This is a genomic window from Streptomyces sp. DH-12 (genome assembly GCF_002899455.1).
Lineage (GTDB): Bacteria > Actinomycetota > Actinomycetes > Streptomycetales > Streptomycetaceae > Streptomyces.
The window spans coordinates 1,894,479-1,915,759 of record NZ_PPFB01000001.1 but is presented as its reverse complement, the minus strand read 5'-3'; the positions used below and the strand labels follow the sequence as shown (position 1 = coordinate 1,915,759).

Sequence of the window (21,281 nt, the reverse complement as noted above, 5' to 3'; positions counted from 1 at the left end):
GCGCGTCTCAGCGGGGCGCCGAGCGCGGCCCGGTGACGTCGGCGCCCAGCGCCGTCACCCGGCGGCGCAGCTCACGGTCGGCGGTGACGACGAGGACCGGACGCCCGCCCGCCGCCGCCACGAGGTCCACCATCCGGTCGTCCCCGCTGCCGGGAGCCTGGTCGACCCGCACGCCGGGCACGGACTCCACGCCCCGGGCGGCGCCCTCCACCACGAGGACGATCTCCACCGGGCCCGGGAGGCCGGGCAGCCCGTCGGCCGCCAGCCGGTCCCGCAGCCGCTCCGCCGCCCCCCGGCGGTCCCGCCACCACCCGTCGGGCACCGACCCGACGACGTTCGCGGCGTCGACGATCACGAGCAGGGAACCGGCCTCTTCCATACGGTCAGGGTCCCACGCAAGCCCGGGCAATCCTCCCGCGGGGGAGGCCGTACGGCGGGATCCCCGCGTCCGCGGCGCGGACCGCGGTGCGTAAGGTGAACAGGTGAACGGCGACTGGCTTCTCCGCGGCCGCGACGGCCGCCTCACCGTCTATCTGCAATCGGACGACGCCGTCCTGTGCCGCGCGGAACTCGCCCCCGGCGGCCCCTGGGAGCCCTTCCGCCGGGCCGGCGGCGACCTGGGGCTCCGGCAGGGACCCGCGGCCGTGGGACAGGGCGCCGACGGGTACGCCCACCTGGCCGCCTGGCGGCCGGCCGGGCCGGGGGAGTCCCGCCTGGTGCACTCCACCCACTTCCGCCCGCTGCTCGCCCCGCTCGACTGGTCCCCGGTCGGCCACCCCAACGGCAGGGGCGACCGCACGGGCACGCCCGCCGTGGCCGTCGACGACCGCAGGCGCGCGTACGTCTTCGTGCGCAACGCGGGCGGCGGAGTCAGCCTCCTGGTGCAGAAGGAGCGGGGCGGCTGGTACCCGTGGCGGGACCTCAGGGGATCCGGCGTCCAGGAGCAACTCGCCGCCGCCAGCCGGGAGTCCGGAATGGTCGAGGTGTACGCGGCCACGCCCGACCGGATCCTGCACTGGCGTCAGGAGGAGCCCGGCAGGACGCCCACGCGGGACGAGACGGCCGAGGCGGCCGCCCGCCCCGGCACCCTGCGCGCGCTGCGCACGTCCGCCGAGCGGACCACCCTCTTCTTCACCGACCAGGACGGCGAGCTGTGCGCCTGGCGCCCCGGCGGCAAGCCGGTGCCGCTGCTCCGGGCGGCGGGCCCCGGCCCGGCCGCGGCCGTGCGCTGCGAGATCGACGGGCACGACTGCACGGTGCTCGCCCAGCGCTCGGCGAGCGGCCGGGTGGCGTTCGCCGCGTACCCCACGGAGCAGGAGCAGGCGGGCGCCTGGTGGACCGAGTCCGGCCCGCCCCTCCCGTCCGGCGCGCTGGTCGGCCTGGCCGTCGACGCCCTCGGCGCCCTCGTCGCCGCCACCCTCGACCCCGCCACCGCCACCCTCCGCGTCACCCGGCGCAAGGAGGAGACCGGGCTGGCGCTGGAGGGGTGGCGGGAGGTCTGAGCGGGCCGGGCGGCGGGCACTTCCCGTCTCCGGGACCGCCGGCCCCGGCGTCTCCGAGGTCATGGTGCTGGAGGGCGGCGGCCCGATCGCCGAGGCGCCGGTGCGGGCCGGCGGCACGTGGAGCGTGCGCCACCCGCACGACCGGAAGCCCGGCCGGTACGAGGCGGAGTTCGTCCCGGTGTTCAGCGCCCTCCGCTCCCGGCCGGCCCTGCGGATCCACGCCTTCCGGACGGCAGCTGGATCAGGACCTCCGTCACCTCGCGCGAACCGTGCGGCGAGAAGCGCGAGCACCTGCCGTTCGCCGGGACGTGGTGAACGGCCGGACGTCCGGCACCGCGCGCCGGGTGCGCGGGGCGCCGTGACGGGGAAGGCCCCGACACCTCGCGGGTGTCGGGGCCTTCCGCCGATGACCGGTACGGCCGTCACGCCGGAACCGACGCCACCCCCGGCTCCAGGAACCGCTTGCCGTTCACCCGCTCGGAGACGCCCTCGCGGTCCAGGTACGGCGTGACGCCGCCCAGGTGGAAGGGCCAGCCGGCGCCGGTGATCAGGCACAGGTCGATGTCCTGGGCCTCGGCGACGACGCCCTCGTCGAGCATCAGGCCGATCTCCTGGGCCACCGCGTCCAGCACCCGCTCGCGGACCTGCTCCTCGGTGAGGACGGTGTCGCCCTGCTGCAGCAGCGCGGCGACCTCCGGGTCCAGCTCCGGCTTGCCGGAGTCGTAGACGTAGAAGCCGCGCTTGCCGGCCTCGACGACCGCCTTCAGGTTCGGGGAGACCGTGAAGCGGTCCGGGAACGCCTGGTGCAGCGTCTCGGAGACGTGCAGGCCGATGGCCGGGCCGACCAGCTCCAGCAGGACCAGCGGGGACATCGGCAGGCCGAGCGGCTCCACCGCCTTCTCCGCGACCTCGACGGGCGTGCCCTCGTCGATGACGTTCTGGATCTCGCCCATGAAGCGGGTCAGGATGCGGTTCACGACGAACGCCGGGGCGTCCTTCACCAGCACCGCGGTCTTCCGCAGCTTCTTGGCGACGCCGAACGCCGTGGCCAGCGCCGCGTCGTCGGTCTTCTCCCCGCGGACGATCTCCAGCAGCGGCAGGACCGCGACCGGGTTGAAGAAGTGGAAGCCGACGACCCGCTCGGGGTGCCGCAGCTTCGACGCCATCTCGGTCACCGAGAGGGAGGAGGTGTTGGTCGCGAGGATCGCGTGCGCCGGGGCGACCGCCTCGACCTCCGCGAACACCTGCTGCTTGACGCCCATCTCCTCGAAGACCGCCTCGATGACGAAGTCGGCGTCCGCGAAGCCCTCGGCCTTGTCCAGCACACCGGTGACCAGCGCCTTGAGGCGGTTGGCCTTGTCCTGGTTGATCCGGCCCTTGCCGAGCAGCTTGTCGATCTCGGCGTGCACGTAGCCGACACCCTTGTCGATGCGCTCCTGGTCGATGTCGGTCAGCACGACCGGCACCTCGAGGCGGCGCAGGAACAGCAGCGCGAGCTGGGAGGCCATCAGACCGGCGCCGACGACGCCGACCTTGGTGACCGGGCGCGCCAGGTTCTTGTCCGGGGCGCCCGCGGGACGCTTGCCGCGCTTCTGCACCAGGTTGAACGCGTAGATGCCGGCGCGCAGTTCACCGCCCATGATCAGGTCGGCGAGCGCCTGGTCCTCGGCGTCGTAGCCCTTCTGCAGGTCGCCGTCCTTGGCGGCGGCGATGATGTCCAGGGCCCGGTAGGCGGCCGGGGCCGCGCCGTGCACCTTGGAGTCCGCGACGAAGCGGCCCTTGGCGACGGCCTGGTCCCAGGCCTCGCCGCGGTCGATCGCCGGGCGCTCGACCGCGATCTCGCCCTTGAGGACGGACGCGGTCCAGATCAGCGACTGCTCCAGGAAGTCCGCGCCCTCGAACAGCGCGTCCGCGATGCCGAGTTCGTAGACCTGCTTGCCCTTGAGCTGCTTGTTCTGGTTGAGGCTGTTCTCGATGATGACCGAGACGGCCCTCTCCGCGCCGATCAGGTTCGGCAGCAGGGTGCAGCCGCCCCAGCCGGGCACCAGGCCGAGGAAGACCTCGGGCAGGGAGAACGCGGGCAGCGCCGCGGACACCGTGCGGTAGGTGCAGTGCAGACCGATCTCCACGCCACCGCCCATGGCGGCGCCGTTGTAGTACGCGAAGGTCGGCACGGCCAGCTTCGACAGCCGCTTGAAGACGTCGTGGCCGCCCTTGCCGATGGCCAGCGCGTCCTCGTGGCGCTTCAGCAGCTCGACGCCCTTGAGGTCGGCGCCGACCGCGAAGACGAACGGCTTGCCGGTGACGCCGACGCCGACGATCTCGCCGTCCGCGGCCTCCTTCTCGACCTGGTCGATCGCGGCGTCCAGGTTCGCCAGCGACTGCGGGCCGAGCGTGGTCGGCTTGGTGTGGTCGTGACCGTTGTCCAGCGTGATCAGCGCGAACCGGCCCGCGCCCAGCGGCAGGTCGAAGTGGCGTACGTGCGCGCTGGTGACGACCTCGCCGGGGAACAGCTCGGCCGCACCCTTCAGAAGCTCTGCGGTGGTGCTCACTTGTCCCCCTCGAAGTGCGGGTTCTCCCAGATGACCGTCGCGCCCATGCCGAAGCCGACGCACATGGTGGTCAGGCCGTAGCGGACGTGCGGCTGCTCCTCGAACTGGCGGGCCAGCTGCGTCATCAGGCGGACGCCGGAGGAGGCCAGCGGGTGGCCGAACGCGATGGCGCCGCCGTACTGGTTGACGCGCTCGTCGTCGTCGGCGATGCCGTAGTGGTCCAGGAACGCGAGGACCTGGACGGCGAAGGCCTCGTTGATCTCGAACAGGCCGATGTCGGAGATGGACAGGCCCGCCTGGGCGAGCGCCTTCTCCGTGGCCGGGATCGGGCCGTAGCCCATGACCTCGGGCTCCACGCCGGCGAAGGCGTAGGCGACCAGGCGCATCTTGACCGGCAGGCCGTTCTCGCGGGCGAAGTCCTCGGAGGCGATGACGGAGGCGGTGGCGCCGTCGTTCAGACCGGCCGCGTTGCCGGCGGTGACCCGGCCGTGGACGCGGAACGGCGTCTTGAGGGTCGCCAGGTTCTCCAGCGTGGTGCCCGGACGCATCGGCTCGTCGGCGGTGACCAGGCCCCAGCCGGTCTCGCCGCCCTCGGGGTTGGTGCGGCGCACCGAGACCGGCACCAGGTCGGCCTGGATCTTGCCGTTGGCGTACGCCTTGGCGGCCTTCTCCTGGGAGCGGACCGCGTACTCGTCGGCGCGCAGCTTGGTGATCTGCGGGTACCGGTCGTGCAGGTTCTCCGCGGTCATGCCCATGAACAGGGCGGACTCGTCGACCAGCTTCTCGGAGACGAACCGCGGGTTGGGGTCCACGCCCTCGCCCATCGGGTGGCGGCCCATGTGCTCGACACCGCCCGCGATGGCGACGTCGTACGCGCCGAAGGCGACGGAGCCGGCCACCGTGGTGACGGCGGTCAGCGCGCCGGCGCACATGCGGTCGATGGAGTAGCCCGGCACCGACTGCGGCAGGCCGGCGAGGATGCCCGCCGTGCGGCCGATGGTCAGGCCCTGGTCGCCGATCTGCGTGGTCGCGGCGATGGCGACCTCGTCGATCTTCTTCGGGTCGAGGCCCGGGTTGCGGCGCAGCAGCTCCCGGATCGCCTTGACGACCAGGTCGTCGGCGCGGGTCTCGTGGTAGATGCCCTTCGGGCCCGCCTTGCCGAACGGGGTACGGACGCCGTCGACGAAGACGACGTCCCTGACGGTACGAGGCACGATGGCTCTCCTCCAGGTACGGGATGCTGAGCGCTTGCTTACGCCCCATGCTACTTGCGGGTAACGTAACTGCCCACCCCCGCGGGCCGGAGCGGCGAACATCACACGACCGGCCCCCGCGGAGGGGGCCGGTCCAGCGTCCCGCGCCGGCCCTACGACCGCCGGAGCCGCGTGCGCAGGCCCCGGCGCAGCCGCGTCCCGGTGCTGACCCGCTCGTTGCGGCCGGAGGCCCGGCGGGCCACCGAGGCGGCCCGGTCCTCACGCACCTCCAGCTCACCGGCCTGGTGCGCGAACAGCCCGCCGCCGGTGCTCATGGCGACCTCCGCCGTGTACGTCCCGGGCGGGACGTCGGAGAGGTCGACGCCCTCCTTGTCCAGCGAGGTGAAGAACCCGAACGCGTACGAGCCGAAGTCGCCCGGCGCCAGGTGCGGGCGCACCTGCTCCTCCCGCCTGACCGCCTTCAGGGCGACGGTGTGCGTGGAGTCCGCGCCGCGCAGCGTGAGGTAGTACGTCGAGTGGGTCGCGCGGTCGGCGTTGCGCCCGGGGAGGAAGAAGACGCCGTACACCCGGAGCCTCGGGCCCTCCATCGCGAACCGCTTGAGCACGAACACGGACCCGCCGGGGCCGGCCGCGGTGAGGTCGCGCTTGATCACCCGGACGCTCTTCGCGTCACCCCGCAGGACCACCTCGTGCCCCCGGGAGGCGGCGCGGCGGTCGATCGCCCGGTACGCGACCAGCGGCACCCTGCGGTCGATGTCCTCGCTCTCGCTGGTCACCCGCGCGAACACGTCGTACACACCGTCGGGCAGCGCGTCGAACAGCTCACGCGCCTCGCAGGTGAAGCCGCCGTCCTTGTAGGACGCGAAGTGCGTGTCGAAGTACTTCAGGTACAGCTGGTCCACCGGCACGGTCTTCGCGTCCGCCACCCACGCCTGGTCGTCCCGCACCAGCACGAGCTGCTTGGTCTCCCGCGCCCCGGCCTCCTCGCCCTGCTCCGCGGAGACACCGGGCAGGAAGGCGTGCCCGGACAGCGTGGCCCGCTCGGGAGTGAGCTGCGCGGCGGTCAGCACGCCCGCCGCGGTGTCCCGTGCCCGCAGGTCCGCCAGGTGCTCGGTCGCGGTGGGCTCGTCCACCTCGTTGGAGCCGACCTGCACCTCCCCGAACCGCGGCACCGTCCCCTCGGTCAGCGCGTAGATGACGCTGAGGATCACCGAGAGGCCCTGCCGCGTCACCTCCGCGTGCTTCACCAGGGCGGGGGATTCCACCATGAAGAAGTTGAAGTTGGAGTACTTCCGCAGGGCCGGGAGGAAATGGACGACGTGTTCCTCGTACTGGTAGTCCTTCGTCGAGGAGAACAGGTAGATGTTGCGGTCCAGGTCGGTGGTCTCGGCCAGCAGTTCCGGGAGCACCGAGTCGAGCCGGTCCACGTTCTCCTGCGGCTGGCCCTCGCCGAGGACCCACTCGCCGAGCACGCCGTGCCCCTGGGAGTAGCTGCCGATGAAGTACTGCGGCGTGGAGGCGACGATGTTCCGGTAGCCGTACTTCAGGGCGTAGTAGATGGCGGCGCTTCCGCCCTTCGAGGAACCGGCCAGCACCACCGTCTCGCGGGAGAGCCCCAGCTTTTCCCGGTAATGGGTGATCAGTTCCTCGACGGCCTCCGAAACGGAGAAGTCCATCGCCCGTGCCACGTAGTACGACGGGCCTCCGTCGAACCGGTCGCGAATTCTCAGCACGTTGCACTGGACGCCCGAAAGGGCGGCGCCGAATCCGTACTTCGAGCCCACGGAGGAAAACACCACGAGCAGGTTGCCGTGGTCGCCCGCAGCGGGCGTGAATTCGTACTCGATCTCCCAGTTGCCGTATTTCTCCACACGTATCTCGGGCGTGCGGATCGTCGCTGTCCTGTAGTTTTCGGACGTGTGGGGGAGTGTGTCCGAATGCTGCGGGTTGACCGGGCGGACCTGGGTGGGTTCCATGAAATGGTGCCCCTTGTTCCTGTCAGAGATTTTCCGTTCGGAGTTCGGGCCGCTCCGCAGGAAACTCCTCCGACGTGGTCTACGGGCGTTTTCGCAGGAAGAGCAGCCGGGACGAGGCTAACCCATCCCCCCGCCGCGGAGCGAGAGGCGGCCCTGTGCCTCGTCCCGCGTATTCCCGGGCACCCGCGACGCATGCGGACGGCACGCCGGAACCCGGGTCAAGTGCCCCGCGCCACAGGGGACTTCCCCGCCTGTCCGGCACCGCCCGCCGGCCGGGTCGCGGGGGCGCCGTGCGTGCTCACGCGCGCCAGTAGCCGCGGCCGAGCAGCACCGCCAGCGGCACGATCTCGATACGGCCGAGCAGCATCAGCGCGCCCAGGATCGCCTTCGACGCCTGCCCCAGCGGCGCGTACGAGCCGGACGGGCCCAGCTCCCCGAAGGCCGGGCCGACGTTGCCGAGGCAGGCCGCGGCGGCTCCCAGCGCGGTGAACACACCGCCGCCGCCCGTCTCCGCCCCGGCGTCCAGGGCCAGGCCGAACGTCCCCAGCGCCAGGGTGAGGACGTAGAGGAGCGCGAACAGCAGCACCGAGCGGAGCGCCTGCGCGCCGACCACCCGGCCGCTCACCCGCACCGGCAGGACCGCGTCCGGGTGCACGGCCTGCTCCAGCTCGCGCCGGGTGAAGCGGAAGAGCACGAGATGGCGGACGACCTTGACCGAACCGCTCGCCGACCCGGCACACGCCCCGACGAACATCAGCCCCAGCAGGGTGAGCGTGGCGACCGTGCCCCACTCCGCCCAGTCGGCCGTGGCGAAGCCGGTGGTGGTCATCACCGACACCGCCTGGAACGCCCCGTGCCGGAGGCCGTCGGGTCCGCCCGCCGCACCGGAGGCCCACAGCTCGGCCGCCACGACGCAGGAACTGACGACGAGCAGGACGGCGTACAGCCGCAGTTCCTCGTCACGCGCGGCGGCCCGCACCTGGCGCAGCGCGGCGAGACGGTACAGCCGCAGCAGGTTCACCCCCGCCACCGCCATCAGCCCGCACAGCACCCACTGCGTCACCGGCGCGAGACCGCGCGCCGAGTCGTCGTGCGGGGCGAACCCGCCGAGGGACACGGCGGACGTCGCGTAGGAGAACGCGTCGAAGAGGCCCATCCGCCGGTCGAGCCCGGACCACCCCAGGGCGGCCAGCACCAGCACGCCGGCCGCCGTCACCGCCAGGTACACCTTCCACAGCCGCCGGGCCGTGCCCCGCACTGTCGCGCCGAGCGTCTCCATCTCCACGGGCCCCGGCAGCTCGGACCGCAGCAGCTCACGGCCGCCGATGCGCAGCCGCGGCAGCACCGCGAGCGCCAGCACGATGATGCCCGCGCCGCCCAGCCAGTGGGTGAACTGGCGCCAGAACAGCATGTCCGGCCCGAGCGCGTCCAGGTCGCCGACGACGGTCGCCCCCGTCGCGGTGAACCCCGACATCGCCTCGAACCAGGCGTCGACCGGGCGGTCGAGCTGGGGGACACGGCCGAGCAGGAACGGCACCGCGCCGAACGCGGGCGCGAGCAGCCACACGGCGACGACGACGAGGAACCCCTCCCGCACGCCCAGCGGGGGCCGCGGCCCCGTCAGCCGCTTCAGCGCCAGGCCGGTCAGCGCCACGGCGAACCCGGGGACCAGGAACGGCCACGGGGGTTCGCCGGCCGCGAGCGCCACGGCCGCCGGCGGCACGAACGCGAGCGCGAACCAGGCGAGGAGGGCGCCGACGACGCCCAGCGCCGTCCGCACGTCGACGCCGGTCCGCCCGCGCGCGGACCACCGGCGACGGTGCGGCAGCGGACGCGGCGGCCTCACAGGTCGTGCTCGATCGCGGGGACGCGGTCGGGCTCGGTGAGGACGACGACCCGGTCCCCGGGCCGCAGTTCGTCCCCGTCGCCGGGGAAGGACACCGTGCCGTCCCGCACGATCGCGCCCACGGCCGCGCCGGGCACGGCGCCGACCGGACGGTGCGCGAACCGGCTGCCGGGCCGGACGGTGACGTCCAGCACCTCGAAACGGTCGTCGCCCAGCATCGCCATCTGGCGGGTGCGCTCCCCGAACGTGAAGCGGGCCATCTTCTCGGCGGTCTCGTCGCCCGGGTCGATCGTCACGTCGACGCCGGCCGCCTTGAAGACCTCGGCGGCGGCGGGGTCGTCGAGAACCGTCAGGGCCAGCCGCACCCCGTGCAGTTTCACCAGCACCGCCGCGTGCAGATTGCGCGAGTCGTCCTTCGCCGCCAGCACCGCCGCCCCCGCCGTGCCGATGCGCTCGCGGTGCAGGAACGCCGGGTCCAGGCCCCTCGTGCGGAACACCCGCGCCCGGTCCAGCGTGGCGGCGGCCTCGCGGGCGCGGGCCGCGTCCGGTTCGACGATCCGCACCGTGACGCCCCGGTCGAGCAGCACCCGCGCCACAGCGGTGCCCATGCGCCCCGCGCCGTAGATCACCACGTCGTCGACGGGGTCGGCGCCGGTGACCACCCGGCTCCAGGCACGGGCCGCCATGGGGGACGCCATCGCGATGATCCAGTCGTCCTCCCGTACGACCTCGTCCGCGCCCGGCACGGTCCAGTCCCCGTCGCGTACGAGGGCGACCACCCGGGACGCGGCGGGCAGTCCCGCGTCCCGCAGCGGACGTCCGACGAGCCGCGGGGCCGCCGTCCCGCGGGCGTCGACGCCGATGACGACCACCTCGCCGTGGGCGAAGAAGTCCACGTGCCGGGCGCCCGGCACGTGCAGGACGCGTTCGACGGCGTTCGCCGTCTCGAACGCCGTCGAGACGAGGAGGTCCACGTCCAGGTCACCCGCCCGCCACGCCTCGAGGTAGTCCGTCCCGGTGGCCCGTACGACCGTCCGCGCCGACGACAGCCGGCGGGCGAGCATGGCGGTGACCAGGTTGACCTCGTCCCGCGAGGTGCACGCCATCACCAGGTCGGCGTCGGCGACGCCGCCCTCCAGCAGCGTCTCGCGCCGGGTGCCGCTGCCGTGCACGGTCCGTACGTCGTAGGCGTGCGACACGGCCTCCAGCCGCGCCCGGTCGACGTCGATCACCGTGCACTCGTGCGCCTCGGCGAGCGACTTGACCACGGTCCCGCCCACCTGCCCGGCCCCCACCACGACAACCCGCATGCGGGCATCGTGGCACGGGGACGGGACACCGCCCGGCACCGACGCCGGGCGACACGGGCACGCGAGCGGCCTCGCGGACGGCGGCGGGGGCGTGTGCCCGGCCCGCGGCCGGGTCCGCGACGCCGGTCCGCGGGGCCGCTCGCGTGCGCCCGCCGGCCCTGGCGGGCGGTCCGGCCGGAGGCCGACGAGGTCTGCCGGGAGGGGCTCCCGGCGTCCTCGCCCGACTGCGGGACGGCCCCCCGCCCGTGCGGGGGCCGTCCCGGTGGCGGGAGGCGGGGTGGTGTGTGCGAGGGGCGGGCGTCTCCCGGCCGGAGGCGTCAGGGGGCGGGCCGACGGGGCGTCGGGTGATGCGCCCCCGCCGACGGGCGACACGGCCCGCCGACGGGAGACCCTGTCGACGGGCCCGCGGCCCGGCCGCGTCCCTCCGGGGCGGTGGTCAGGCCGTGAACGCCGCCACCAGCACCGGCGTCACCTGCTCCACCTGCCAGGCGCGGGCGCCGTGGGCGGTCAGGGTCGCGGCGACCGTCTCGGCCGTGGCCGGGGACGGCGGCTCCCAGCAGACCCTGCGGACCGTGTCCGGCGTGATCAGGTTCTCCGCGGGCATGTTCAGCCGCTCCGCCAGGGCGGTCACGCCCGCTCGCGCGGCGGACAGCCGGGCCGCGGCCGCCGGGTCCTTGTCGGCCCAGGCGCGCGGCGGCGGGGGACCGGTCACCGGCTGGCCGGGCTGGGGCAGCCGGTCCTCGCTCAGCGCCTTCGCCCGGTCGACCGCCGCCTGCCACTGTTCGAGCTGGCGGCGGCCCACCCGCTGCCCGAAGCCGTTCAGCGCGGCCAGCGCGTGCGGGTCGGACGGCATGGCGAGGGCGGCCTCGACGATCGCCGCGTCGGACAGCACCTTGCCGGGGGACACGTCACGGCGGCGGGCGATCCGGTCCCGGGTCTGCCACAGCTCCCGTACGACGGCCATCTGCCGCCGGCGGCGGACCTTGTGCATGCCGGAGGTGCGCCGCCACGGGTCCTTGCGCGGCTCGGGCGGCGGCGCCGAGGCGATCGCGTCGAACTCCTGCCGGGCCCAGTCCAGTTTGCCCTGCCGGTCCAGCTCCTTCTCCAGCGCGTCCCGCAGGTCGACCAGCAGCTCGACGTCGAGCGCGGCGTAGCGCAGCCAGGGCTCGGGCAGCGGGCGGGTGGACCAGTCGACGGCGGAGTGGCCCTTCTCCAGTTGGAAGCCGAGCACGTTCTCGACCATCGCGCCGAGCCCGACCCGCGGGAACCCGGCCAGCCGGCCGGCCAGCTCGGTGTCGAAGAGCCGCGTCGGCACCATGCCTATCTCGCGCAGGCAGGGCAGGTCCTGGGTGGCGGCGTGCAGCACCCACTCCACGCCGGACAGCGTCTCGCCGAGGGCGGACAGGTCGGGGCAGGCGACCGGGTCGATCAGCGCGGTGCCGGCGCCTTCGCGCCGGAGCTGGACGAGGTAGGCCCGCTGTCCGTACCGGTAGCCCGAGGCGCGCTCGGCGTCCACGGCGACGGGCCCGCGGCCCGCGGCGAACGCGGCGACGACCTCGGCGAGGGCGGCCTCGTCGGCGACCACGGCCGGGACGCCCTCGCGGGGCTCCAGCAGGGGGATCGGCGCCTGTGCAGCAGAGGATCCGCCGTCGTCCGGAGGGGCGCCTCCGGTGGTGCGCAGTGAACTGTCTGCTGCGGTGTCGTGGGCGTCGGTCACCTGTCAAGAGTATCCGTACGGGCCGGTCCCCGGTCCGTCCCTCCGCCCGGTGACCCCGCCGACCAGCGAGAACAGGCCGCCGCGCGACCCCGGCGGTGCCACGCGCGGCGGCGCCCGCCGACGCGGGGGCGTCGGCGGGCGCGGGAAGGGGCGTCGGGGCGGGATGCCGGAAGGCGCGGACCGTCCGGAGGGCGGGGTCAGTGGATGATGCCGGTGCGCAGGGCCACCGCCACCATCCCGGCGCGGTCGCCCGTGCCGAGCTTGCGGGCGATGCGGGCGAGGTGGCTCTTCACGGTGAGGGCGGACAGGCCCATGGAGACGCCGATCGCCTTGTTCGACTGGCCCTCCGCGACCAGCCGCAGCACCTCGACCTCACGGCCGGACAGCTCGCGGTAGCCACCCGGGTGGCTCGGGGCACCCGGGGGACGGCGGTGGAGGCGGGCGGCGGCCGCGCCGATGGGAGCGGCACCCGGTCGGGTGGGGAGCCCGAGGTTGGTGCGCGTGCCGGTGACGACGTAGCCCTTCACCCCGCCCGCCAGCGCGTTGCGCACGGCGCCGATGTCGTCGGCGGCCGAGAGGGCGAGGCCGTTGGGCCAGCCCGCGGCGCGGGTCTCGGAGAGGAGGGTGAGGCCGGAACCGTCCGGCAGATGGACTTCGGCGACGCAGATGTCGCGGGGGTTGCCGATGCGGGGACGAGCCTCCGCGACGGACGAGGCCTCGATCACATCGCGCACACCGAGCGCCCACAGATGGCGGGTGACGGTGTTACGGACGCGCGGGTCGGCCACGACCACCATGGCGGTCGGCTTGTTCGGGCGGTAGGCGACCAGGCTTGAGGGCTGCTCGAGGAGAACGGACACCAGGCCTCCTGGGTGCGGGACGGGGGCGGCTCGTGGGAGTGAAGCCGGGACGAACCGTGTTTTCAAGGTCACAGTCGTCTTCGGCAGCAAACCTGATGTCCTTTAGGAAATGATCACGATCCGGTGAGTAACAATCCGGGCAATTCGGACGCGCGATCGATCATTCGAAGATCGAACGGTTTCGGTCTGCGTCGCAACGCTTCCGAATGTGGCCGTATCGACAAAGAGACGGCCGGTGAGGCGTCCGGCGGGCATCCGGGAGACGTCCCACGACGAGTGGCCGAAACCGACCGGTGCCCGGCCGGCGTGCGACCGGTCCTTGACCGGTCCTTGACCGGTCCTCGAGCGGACCTCGACCGGCCGGCGGAGCGCTCAGCGCGACTGCGGCCCCCGCCGCTGCGGAAGCGTCACCACCGACGCGTCACCGGGGGTGGCCGGCGGCAGCCCCGCCACCTGCGCGAGCAGGTCGCACCACGCGACCAGATGGGCCGCCGTGTCCGGCACCCCGCCCAGCCCCTCGCGCGGCGTCCAGGAGGCGCGGATCTCGATCTGCGAGGCGGCCGGGCGCTCGGACAGCCCGCCGAAGTAGTGGGAGCTCGCCCGCGTCACCGTCCCGCTGGGCTCGCCGAACGCCAGCCCGCGCGCGGTGAGCGCACCCGTCAGCCAGGACCAGCACACCTCCGGCAGCAGCGGGTCCGCCGCCATCTCCGGCTCCAGCTCCGCACGGACCAGGGTCACCAGCCGGAACGTGCCCCGCCATGCCTCGTGCCCGGCCGGGTCGTACAGCAGCACCAGCCGGCCGTCGGCGAGGTCCTCCTCGCCGTCCACGACCGCCGCCTCCAGCGCGTGCGCGTACGGCGCGAGCCGTTTCGGCGCGGGGGTGGGCTCGACCTCGATCTGCGGCCGCAGCCGCGCGCCGCGCAACGCGTCGACAGCGGCCCGGAAGGGCAGCGGGGACGCACCCCCGGGTCCGGTGTCGCCCCCCTCCTTCGGTTCGTCCATTCCGCCAGCGCCGTCCGACAGTCGTCCCTGAGCCGCACCCATGCGGGGAAGGTTAAGCGGAACGGGCCGTCGGCGCAGGGAGGGACACCCGTGCCGTCCGGGGGTGTCCGGATCACACCGCATCCCCGCCGCGCGCCCCCGCTCCCGGTGAGCGGCCCGGCGGCCGGGCGGGCGGCGAGGGTGACCCCCGCCACCCGGGATCCCCGGCGGCCGGGACCGTTCCGGCGACATGCGAGACTGGCCGGTGTGAGCGCCAACGTGAGCCCGACGGGCAGCCAGCCGACTTCGACGTACGACAGTGCCTTCCTCAAGGCGTGCCGGCGTGAGCCGGTGCCGCACACCCCGGTGTGGTTCATGCGGCAGGCCGGGCGCTCCCTGCCGGAGTACCGCAAGGTGCGCGAGGGCATCGGCATGCTCGACTCCTGCATGCGCCCCGACCTGGTCACCGAGATCACGCTCCAGCCGGTGCGCCGCCACCAGGTCGACGCGGCCATCTACTTCAGCGACATCGTCGTGCCCCTCAAGGCCATCGGCATCGACCTCGACATCAAGCCGGGCGTCGGCCCGGTCGTCGAGCAGCCGGTGCGCACCCGCGCCGACCTGGACCGGCTGCGCGACCTGACCCCCGAGGACGTCCCGTACGTCACCGAGGCGATCGGGACGCTGACCCGGGAGCTGGGCGCGACCCCGCTGATCGGCTTCGCGGGCGCCCCCTTCACCCTCGCCAGCTACCTCGTCGAGGGCGGCCCGTCCCGCACGTACGAGAACGCCAAGGCGATGATGTACGGCGACCCGGAGCTGTGGGCGGACCTGCTCGACCGGCTCGCGGAGATCACGGCCGCCTTCCTGAAGGTGCAGATCGAGGCCGGCGCCTCGGCCGTCCAGCTCTTCGACTCCTGGGCCGGCGCCCTCGCCCCCGCCGACTACCGCCGCTCGGTGCTGCCCGCGTCGGCGAAGGTGTTCGACGCGGTGGCCCCCTACGAGGTCCCGCGCATCCACTTCGGCGTCGGCACGGGCGAGCTGCTCGGGCTGATGGGCGAGGCCGGCGCGGACGTCGTCGGCGTCGACTGGCGCGTCCCGCTGGACGAGGCCGTCCGCCGCGTCGGCCCCGGCAAGGCGCTCCAGGGCAACCTGGACCCGACCGTGCTGTTCGCCGGCCGCGAGGCCGTCGAGACCAAGGCGCAGGAGGTGCTGGACGCGGCGGCCGGTCTGGAGGGCCACATCTTCAACCTCGGCCACGGCGTCATGCCGTCCACCGACGCGGACGCCCTGACGCGGCTGGTGGAGTACGTCCACACGACGACCGCCCGCTGACGGTACACAGCCGATCGTCCGCAGACGGCCCGCGGGCCGTCGGTGAAGCCGGTGCGGCGCGCCCCCGCGCGCCGCACCGGCTTTCCGCGTTCCCGAGCGCCGTCGCCCCACGGGGGAGGGCCCGGGCCTCCGGCCGAGTCCGGACGCGCGGGCGGTCAAGCGGGGATCGCCTACCAGCCCGCCCGCGCCCGCCGGCCGAAGAGCATGCCGCGCGGCTCGGGCGGCGGGGGAGTGCCCGGCTTCAGCGGCCAGGCCAGCAGCATGCCGACGACGAAGCCGACGACGTGCGCCGCGTACGCCACCGTGCCCGCGTCCGTGACGCCCTGCCCGGCCGAGTACAGCGCCTGGAGCACGAACCACAGGCCCAGCACGATCCACGCGGGCAGCCGCAGCGGCAGGAAGATCAGGAACGGCACCAGCACCCACACCCGCGCCCGCGGATAGAGGACCAGGTAGGCGCCCAGGACCCCGGCGACCGCGCCGGACGCGCCGATCAGCGGCTCGCCCGAGCCGTTGTTCAGGAGGGCGAAGCCGTACGCGGCCGCGTAGCCGCACAGCAGGTAGAACAGCAGGAAGCGGAGGTGCCCCATGCGGTCCTCGATGTTGTTGCCGAAGATCCACAGGAACAGCATGTTGCCCAGCAGGTGCAGCCAGCCGCCGTGCAGGAACATCGCCGTCAGCACGCTCAGCTCCGGCGACTTCTCGTAGCCGGGCGGCCCGATCACGCACCCCGGACCCTGCGGGCCCACGCCGGTCCCGCCCGTCGGCACGAGATCCGGCAGCCGGTGGTGGATCAGCTCCCTGGGCACCACCGCCCACCGCTCCAGGAACGCCTGGAGGTGACACAGGTCGGCCAGGCTGCCGCCGCCCCCGGTCAGGGAGCCCGCGACACCGGGCGTGAACGCGACGAAGACGACGACATTGGCGATGATCAGCGCGTACGTCACCCAGGGAGTGCGCCGCGCGGGGTTCACGTCATGGACGGGGATGACCACACCCCCCTAGTGCCCGGACGGCCGCCGGTGAATCAACGGCCCCCTGAACGCCGCCCGCCCGCCGTGCGTATGTCTCCTCGACCGTCCGCGGCGCGGGGAAGGCGCCGCGGGCCCGGCGCAACGGGACGGCGTGACCGGCGACGGCAGGGGAGCGCACGCCCGTCGCCCGCAGCGCGCGCTCCCCCCCGCCCCGCCCCCTGTCCTTACCGCCCCACCTTCGCCGCCGCCTTCCGCGCCGCCACCTGGACCGGGTCCCACACCGGGGAGAACGGCGGGGCATAGCCCAGGTCCAGTGCGGCGACCTGGTGGACCGTCATGCCCGCCGTGAGGGCCACCGCCGCGATGTCCACGCGTTTGCCCGCGCCCTCGCGGCCGACGATCTGGACGCCGAGCAGCCGGCCCGTGCCCAGCTCCGCCAGCATCTTCACCGTCATGGGGGAGGCGTTCGGGTAGTAGCCCGCTCGGCTGGTCGACTCGATCGTCACCGTCTCGAAGCGCAGGCCCACGCGGTGGGCGTCCTTCTCCCGCAGTCCGGTGCGCGCGATCTCCAGGTCGCACACCTTGCTGACCGCCGTGCCGACCACCCCCGGGAAGGTGGCGTAGCCGCCGCCGGCGTTCGTGCCGATGATCTGGCCGTGCTTGTTGGCGTGGGTGCCCAGCGGGATGTGCCGCAACTGCCCGGAGACCAGGTCGAGCACCTCCACGCAGTCGCCGCCCGCCCACACGTTCTCCTGCCCGCGCACCCGCATCGACCGGTCGGTGAGCAGCCCGCCGTGCGCGCCGAGGGGCAGTCCGGCGTCCCGCGCGAGCGTGGTCTCGGGGCGTACGCCGATGCCCAGGACGACGACGTCGGCGGGGTACTCGGCGTCCGCGGTGGCCACCGCCCGTACCCGGCCGTCGTCGTCGGTGGGCAGCGCGGTCACCGTGGCGTCGTTCACCATCGTGATGCCCAGGCCGGTCATGGCCTCGTGCACCAGCCTGCCCATGTCGGGGTCGAGCGTCGCCATCGGCTCCCGGCCCCGGTTGACGACCGTCACCTCGTAGCCGCGCCTGATCATCGCTTCGGCCGTCTCCACGCCGATGTAGCCCGCCCCCACGACCACCGCGCGGCGCCCGCCGGCGCCGGCCAGCGTGTCCAGCAGCGCCTGCCCGTCGTCCAGCGTCTGCACCCCGTGCACCCCGGGCGCGTCGATGCCGGGCAGCTCCGGGCGGACCGGCCGCGCACCGGTCGCGATGACCAGCTTGTCGTACGGCGTCCACGACTCGGCGCCGGACTCCAGGTCGCGGGCGCGCACCCGCCCCCGGTCCAGGTCGATCTCCGTGACCTCGGTGCGCAGCCGCACGTCGATGCCCCGGGCGCGGTGCTCCTCGGGGGTGCGCGCGATCAGCAGGTCCCGGTCCTCGACGTCGCCGCCCACCCAGTAGGGGATGCCGCAGGCGGAGTAGGAGGTGAAGTGGCCGCGTTCGAACGCCACGATCTCCAGCTCGTCCGGACCCTTCATCCGCCGGGCCTGCGACGCCGCGGACATGCCCGCGGCGTCGCCGCCGATCACGACCAGCCGTTCCCTCACAGCGCTCTTGTCCATGCCGCCCACGCTACGGGGGGAGGGTCCGGGACCGTCCCTCAGGCGTCGCCGTTCCCGGCGTCCGGGGCGCGCCCGGGAACCGGCGGGGCGACGGGCGGCGAGTCCGGGCCCGGACCGCCGGTCGTGGGTCCGGGCCGCGGGCGGCGCCGCAGCCGGGGGGCGATCAGCTTGCTCCACACCAGGACGACCACCGCCGCCACCGCCGCGAACGGCAGGACCGCGCCCAGCGCCACCGTCAGCCAGCGCAGCATCGTCAGGAAGACGTCCCAGCCGCCCGCGAGCGCGTCCAGGAAGCCGGGGTCGTCGTCCTTCTCCGCCTCCTTCACGGGTGTCTCGGACAGCGTGAGGGTGATGGTGGCGAGGCTCGTGCGGTCCTTCAGGGACGCCTGCTGGGCGAGCAGCGACTCCAGGTCCGCCTGGCGGCTGCTCAGCTCGCCCTCCAGCGTCACCACGTCGCTGAGCTCGGCCGCCCGGTCCATCAGCTCGCGGATCCGCGCCACGCTGGCCCGCTGCGACCGGATCCGGCTCTCCACGTCGACGACCTGGCCGGTGACGTCCTCCGCCTGCGCGCTGCGCTCGACGAGGGTGCCCGTGCCCTCCAGCTCGGCCAGCACCCCCTCGTACGCGTCGACGGGCACGCGCAGCACCACGCGCGTGCGCTCATGGCCCCGCCCGTCCCGGCGGGTGGTCTCGTCGCCGACGTAGCCGCCCGCGTTCGCGGTCGCGGCACGGGCCTCCCCGAGCGCCGTCGGCACGTCCTCGACGCGCACCGTCAGGGAGGCGGTGCGGATGATGTGCTCCGCCGCCACCCGGGACGCGGAGGCCGCGGACCGGTCCGCCGCGCCGCCCGGCGCGCCCTGCTTCCCGGATTCGGGCGCGGCGTCCACGGCCGCCCTCTCGTCCGCCGCCGCCCCCTTCCCCGCCCCGGCCCCGCTGTCGGCGCTGTCGCCGGACGCGCCGCACCCGGTGACCGCGAGGGCCGCCGCCAGCAGGGCCCCGGCGAGGGCGTGGGCGGATCGTACGGATCGTGCGGATCGTCGTGTGCGCATGCGGGCTCCCCCTCGTGTCCTGACGGCTGACATCCCTGAGACGCCGTAAGGGGGGCGGGCGTTCGGGCCGGACGGTCGCAAGGGGGTCACGGTAGGGACTCGAGGGGGCCACACGGCCCTGGCGGACCGGCGTGCGGCATCTGAGAAGGTGGGAGGCATGAGCGGATCACACAGGGGCGGCGGCCGGCACGCCGTCGTCGTCGGAGCGGGCATCGCCGGACTGGCCGCCGCGCACCGGCTGCTGGAGCACGGGGCGCGGGTCACCGTCCTGGAGGCCTCGGAACGGGTCGGCGGCAAGCTGCTGCCCGGCGAGATCGCGGGCGCCCGCGTCGACCTCGGGGCGGAGTCGCTGCTGGCCCGCCGGCCCGAGGCGGTGGGACTCGCCCGCGCCGTGGGGCTGTCCGACCGGCTCCAGCCGCCCGCCACCGCCACCGCGGCCCTGTGGACCCGCGGCGCCCTGCGCCCCATGCCGAAGGGACACGTCATGGGCGTCCCCGGCACCGCCGCCGCCCTCACCGGGGTGCTGTCCGACGAGGGCCTCGCCCGGATCGGGCGGGACGCCGAGCTGCCGCCCACCGGGATCGGCGACGACGTCGCCATCGGTGAGTACGTCGCCGAGCGGTTCGGCCGGGAGGTCGTCGACCGGCTCGTGGAGCCGCTGCTCGGCGGGGTGTACGCGGGGGACGCCTACCGCATCTCGATGCGCTCGGCCGTCCCGCAGCTCTTCGAGGAAGCCCGCGCGCACACCACCCTGACCGAAGCGGTCCGCGCCGTGCAGGCGAGGACGGCCGCCGACCGGCGGAGCGGGCCCGTCTTCACGGGCGTCGCGGGCGGCGTGGGCACCCTGCCGCTCGCGGTCGCCGACTCCCTGCGCTCCCGCGGCGCCCGCATCCTCACCGGCACCCCGGTCACCGCACTGCGCCGCGAACCGGACGACGGCTGGCGGCTCGTCGCCGGCGGCGAGGTGCTGCACGCCGACGCGGTCGTCGTCGCCGTGCCCGCCCCGGCCGCCGCCGGACTGCTGCGCGCCGAGGCGCCGGGCGCCGCCGCCGAGCTGTCCGCCGTCGAGTACGCCTCGATGGCGCTCGTCACCCTCGCCTACCGGCGCGACGAGGCACGGCTGCCCGAGGGCAGCGGGTTCCTGGTGCCGCCCGTGGAGGGCCGCTCCATCAAGGCGGCCACCTTCGCCTCCCGCAAGTGGGGCTGGATCGCCGAGGAGAACCCGGACCTGACCGTCGTACGCACCTCCGTGGGCCGCCACGGCGAGACGGAGATCCTGCACCGCGACGACGACGAGCTGGTGGAGCTCTCCCGGCACGACCTGAAGGCGGCCACCGGCCTGGACGCCGCCCCGGTCGCCGCCCGCGTCACCCGCTGGGACGACGGCCTGCCCCAGTACCCGGTCGGCCACCACGCCCGAGTGGACCGCGTCCGCGCGCACCTCGCGGGCCTGTCCGGGCTGGCCGTGTGCGGCGCCGCGTACGACGGCGTCGGCGTCCCCGCGTGCATCGCGAGCGCGTACGCCGCCGCCGACCGGATCCGGGGTGACCTGCGCGGTGCGGAAGAGCTCACCGCGCACCCGGTGCAAAGCCTTCACCGAGGAGCAGGAGAATAAGGGACATGAGTGACGACGCCACCACCCCCGCGCCCGAACGGATCCCCAACAAGGGCAAGCTGGCCAAGGACCTCAACGAGGTCATCCGCTACACCCTGTGGTCCGTGTTCAAGCTGAAGGACGTCCTGCCGGAGGACCGCGCCGGCTACGCCGAGGAGGTCCAGGAGCTGTTCGACCAGCTCGCCGCCAAGGACGTCACGATCCGCGGCACCTACGACCTGTCGGGCCTGCGCGCGGACGCCGACCTCATGATCTGGTGGCACGCGGAGACCGCCGACCAGCTCCAGGAGGCCTACAACCTCTTCCGCCGCACCCGCCTCGGCCGCGCGCTCGAGCCGGTCTGGTCGAACATGGCGCTGCACCGCCCCGCCGAGTTCAACCGCTCGCACATCCCGGCGTTCCTCGCCGACGAGACCCCCCGCGACTACGTGAGCGTCTACCCGTTCGTGCGCTCCTACGACTGGTACCTGCTGCCGGACGAGGACCGCCGCCGGATGCTCGCGGACCACGGCAAGATGGCCCGCGGCTACCCGGACGTGCGCGCCAACACGGTCGCCTCGTTCTCCCTCGGCGACTACGAGTGGATCCTCGCCTTCGAGGCCGACGAACTGCACCGCATCGTCGACCTGATGCGTCACCTGCGCGGCTCCGAGGCCCGCATGCACGTCCGTGAGGAGATCCCGTTCTTCACCGGCCGCCGCAAGGACGTCGCCGACCTGGTCGCCGGCCTGGCCTGACGCCCG

16 protein-coding genes are annotated in these 21,281 nt (G+C 74.2%); 4 read left to right on the top strand and 12 right to left on the bottom strand.

From position 1 onward, the window contains the following. Window positions 1–7: 7 nt before the first annotated feature. Entirely contained in the window at window positions 8–379 is a 372-nt protein-coding gene (locus C1708_RS07505; protein ID WP_106411917.1) for a PIN domain-containing protein, read from the bottom strand. A gap of 103 nt (window positions 380–482) precedes the next feature. Here C1708_RS07505 and C1708_RS07500 point away from each other — a divergent pair, with 103 nt between their 5' ends. Next, window positions 483–1,502, top strand: a complete 1,020-nt coding sequence (locus C1708_RS07500; RefSeq protein ID WP_106411916.1) for a PLL family lectin — start codon at window positions 483–485, stop codon at window positions 1,500–1,502. 422 nt (window positions 1,503–1,924) lie between these two features. Here C1708_RS07500 and C1708_RS07495 read toward each other — a convergent pair whose 3' ends face one another. The 8 genes from C1708_RS07495 to C1708_RS07460 all read right to left on the bottom strand — a co-directional run bounded on the left by C1708_RS07495 (window position 1,925) and on the right by C1708_RS07460 (window position 13,979). Then, window positions 1,925–4,054, bottom strand: coding sequence for a 3-hydroxyacyl-CoA dehydrogenase NAD-binding domain-containing protein (locus C1708_RS07495; RefSeq protein WP_106411915.1), 2,130 nt, complete (start codon window positions 4,052–4,054; stop codon window positions 1,925–1,927). Next, window positions 4,051–5,268: a thiolase family protein gene (locus C1708_RS07490; protein WP_106411914.1), complete on the bottom strand. Its 1,218-nt coding sequence runs from the start codon at window positions 5,266–5,268 to the stop codon at window positions 4,051–4,053. The genes C1708_RS07495 and C1708_RS07490 overlap by 4 nt, the downstream gene beginning before the upstream one ends. A 152-nt stretch (window positions 5,269–5,420) precedes the next feature. Further along, window positions 5,421–7,244 carry a hypothetical protein gene (locus C1708_RS07485; RefSeq protein WP_241911195.1) on the bottom strand — a complete coding sequence of 608 codons (1,824 nt, stop codon included), beginning with the start codon at window positions 7,242–7,244 and terminating at the stop codon, window positions 5,421–5,423. A gap of 298 nt (window positions 7,245–7,542) precedes the next feature. After that, window positions 7,543–9,024: a TrkH family potassium uptake protein gene (locus C1708_RS07480; RefSeq protein WP_241911194.1), complete on the bottom strand. Its 1,482-nt coding sequence runs from the start codon at window positions 9,022–9,024 to the stop codon at window positions 7,543–7,545. Between the two features lie 62 nt (window positions 9,025–9,086). Next, window positions 9,087–10,400 carry a Trk system potassium transporter TrkA gene (gene trkA / locus C1708_RS07475; RefSeq protein ID WP_106411912.1) on the bottom strand — a complete coding sequence of 438 codons (1,314 nt, stop codon included), beginning with the start codon at window positions 10,398–10,400 and terminating at the stop codon, window positions 9,087–9,089. A gap of 436 nt (window positions 10,401–10,836) precedes the next feature. After that, the gene (locus C1708_RS07470) at window positions 10,837–12,117 is read right to left on the bottom strand and encodes a ribonuclease D (protein ID WP_106411911.1); all 1,281 of its coding nucleotides are present in this window, start codon (window positions 12,115–12,117) and stop codon (window positions 10,837–10,839) included. Between the two features lie 197 nt (window positions 12,118–12,314). Continuing rightward, on the bottom strand, window positions 12,315–12,977 hold the full coding sequence (locus tag C1708_RS07465; protein ID WP_106411910.1) for a helix-turn-helix transcriptional regulator: 663 nt from the start codon (window positions 12,975–12,977) through the stop codon (window positions 12,315–12,317). A 372-nt stretch (window positions 12,978–13,349) separates the two neighbouring features. Further along, the gene (locus C1708_RS07460; protein WP_198602423.1) at window positions 13,350–13,979 is read right to left on the bottom strand and encodes a DUF3000 domain-containing protein; all 630 of its coding nucleotides are present in this window, start codon (window positions 13,977–13,979) and stop codon (window positions 13,350–13,352) included. 246 nt (window positions 13,980–14,225) lie between these two features. Here C1708_RS07460 and hemE point away from each other — a divergent pair, with 246 nt between their 5' ends. Next, window positions 14,226–15,293, top strand: a complete 1,068-nt coding sequence (hemE, locus tag C1708_RS07455; protein WP_106411908.1) for a uroporphyrinogen decarboxylase — start codon at window positions 14,226–14,228, stop codon at window positions 15,291–15,293. A 170-nt stretch (window positions 15,294–15,463) separates the two neighbouring features. On the opposite strand, the gene C1708_RS07450 is transcribed toward hemE, so the two are convergent. The 3 genes from C1708_RS07450 to C1708_RS07440 form a co-directional block, all read right to left on the bottom strand. Continuing rightward, the gene (locus C1708_RS07450) at window positions 15,464–16,288 is read right to left on the bottom strand and encodes a rhomboid family intramembrane serine protease (protein ID WP_106411907.1); all 825 of its coding nucleotides are present in this window, start codon (window positions 16,286–16,288) and stop codon (window positions 15,464–15,466) included. Window positions 16,289–16,491: 203 nt separating this feature from the next. Further along, a complete protein-coding gene (locus C1708_RS07445; protein WP_106411906.1) occupies window positions 16,492–17,874 on the bottom strand; it encodes an FAD-dependent oxidoreductase in 1,383 nt (460 codons plus the stop codon). A gap of 38 nt (window positions 17,875–17,912) precedes the next feature. Continuing rightward, a complete protein-coding gene (locus C1708_RS07440; RefSeq protein ID WP_106411905.1) occupies window positions 17,913–18,923 on the bottom strand; it encodes a DUF4349 domain-containing protein in 1,011 nt (336 codons plus the stop codon). A 157-nt stretch (window positions 18,924–19,080) separates the two neighbouring features. Here C1708_RS07440 and hemG point away from each other — a divergent pair, with 157 nt between their 5' ends. Beyond that, window positions 19,081–20,538: a protoporphyrinogen oxidase gene (hemG, locus tag C1708_RS07435; RefSeq protein ID WP_106411904.1), complete on the top strand. Its 1,458-nt coding sequence runs from the start codon at window positions 19,081–19,083 to the stop codon at window positions 20,536–20,538. 5 nt (window positions 20,539–20,543) lie between these two features. Beyond that, window positions 20,544–21,275 (top strand): hydrogen peroxide-dependent heme synthase, encoded by a 732-nt coding sequence (gene hemQ / locus C1708_RS07430; protein ID WP_106411903.1) that lies wholly within the window; start codon window positions 20,544–20,546, stop codon window positions 21,273–21,275. The last annotated feature ends 6 nt before the right edge of the window (window positions 21,276–21,281 follow it).

Bases quoted from the DNA above. Each gene is read 5' to 3' on its own strand.
- C1708_RS07460 (WP_198602423.1), bottom strand. From the start codon at position 13,979: ATGGACGAACCGAAGGAGGGGGGCGACACCGGACCCGGGGGTGCGTCC.
- hemQ (WP_106411903.1), top strand. From the start codon at position 20,544: ATGAGTGACGACGCCACCACCCCCGCGCCCGAACGGATCCCCAACAAG.
- hemG (WP_106411904.1), top strand. From the start codon at position 19,081: ATGAGCGGATCACACAGGGGCGGCGGCCGGCACGCCGTCGTCGTCGGA.
- trkA (WP_106411912.1), bottom strand. From the start codon at position 10,400: ATGCGGGTTGTCGTGGTGGGGGCCGGGCAGGTGGGCGGGACCGTGGTC.
- C1708_RS07445 (WP_106411906.1), bottom strand. From the start codon at position 17,874: ATGGACAAGAGCGCTGTGAGGGAACGGCTGGTCGTGATCGGCGGCGAC.
- C1708_RS07440 (WP_106411905.1), bottom strand. From the start codon at position 18,923: ATGCGCACACGACGATCCGCACGATCCGTACGATCCGCCCACGCCCTC.
- C1708_RS07485 (WP_241911195.1), bottom strand. From the start codon at position 7,244: ATGGAACCCACCCAGGTCCGCCCGGTCAACCCGCAGCATTCGGACACA.
- C1708_RS07505 (WP_106411917.1), bottom strand. From the start codon at position 379: ATGGAAGAGGCCGGTTCCCTGCTCGTGATCGTCGACGCCGCGAACGTC.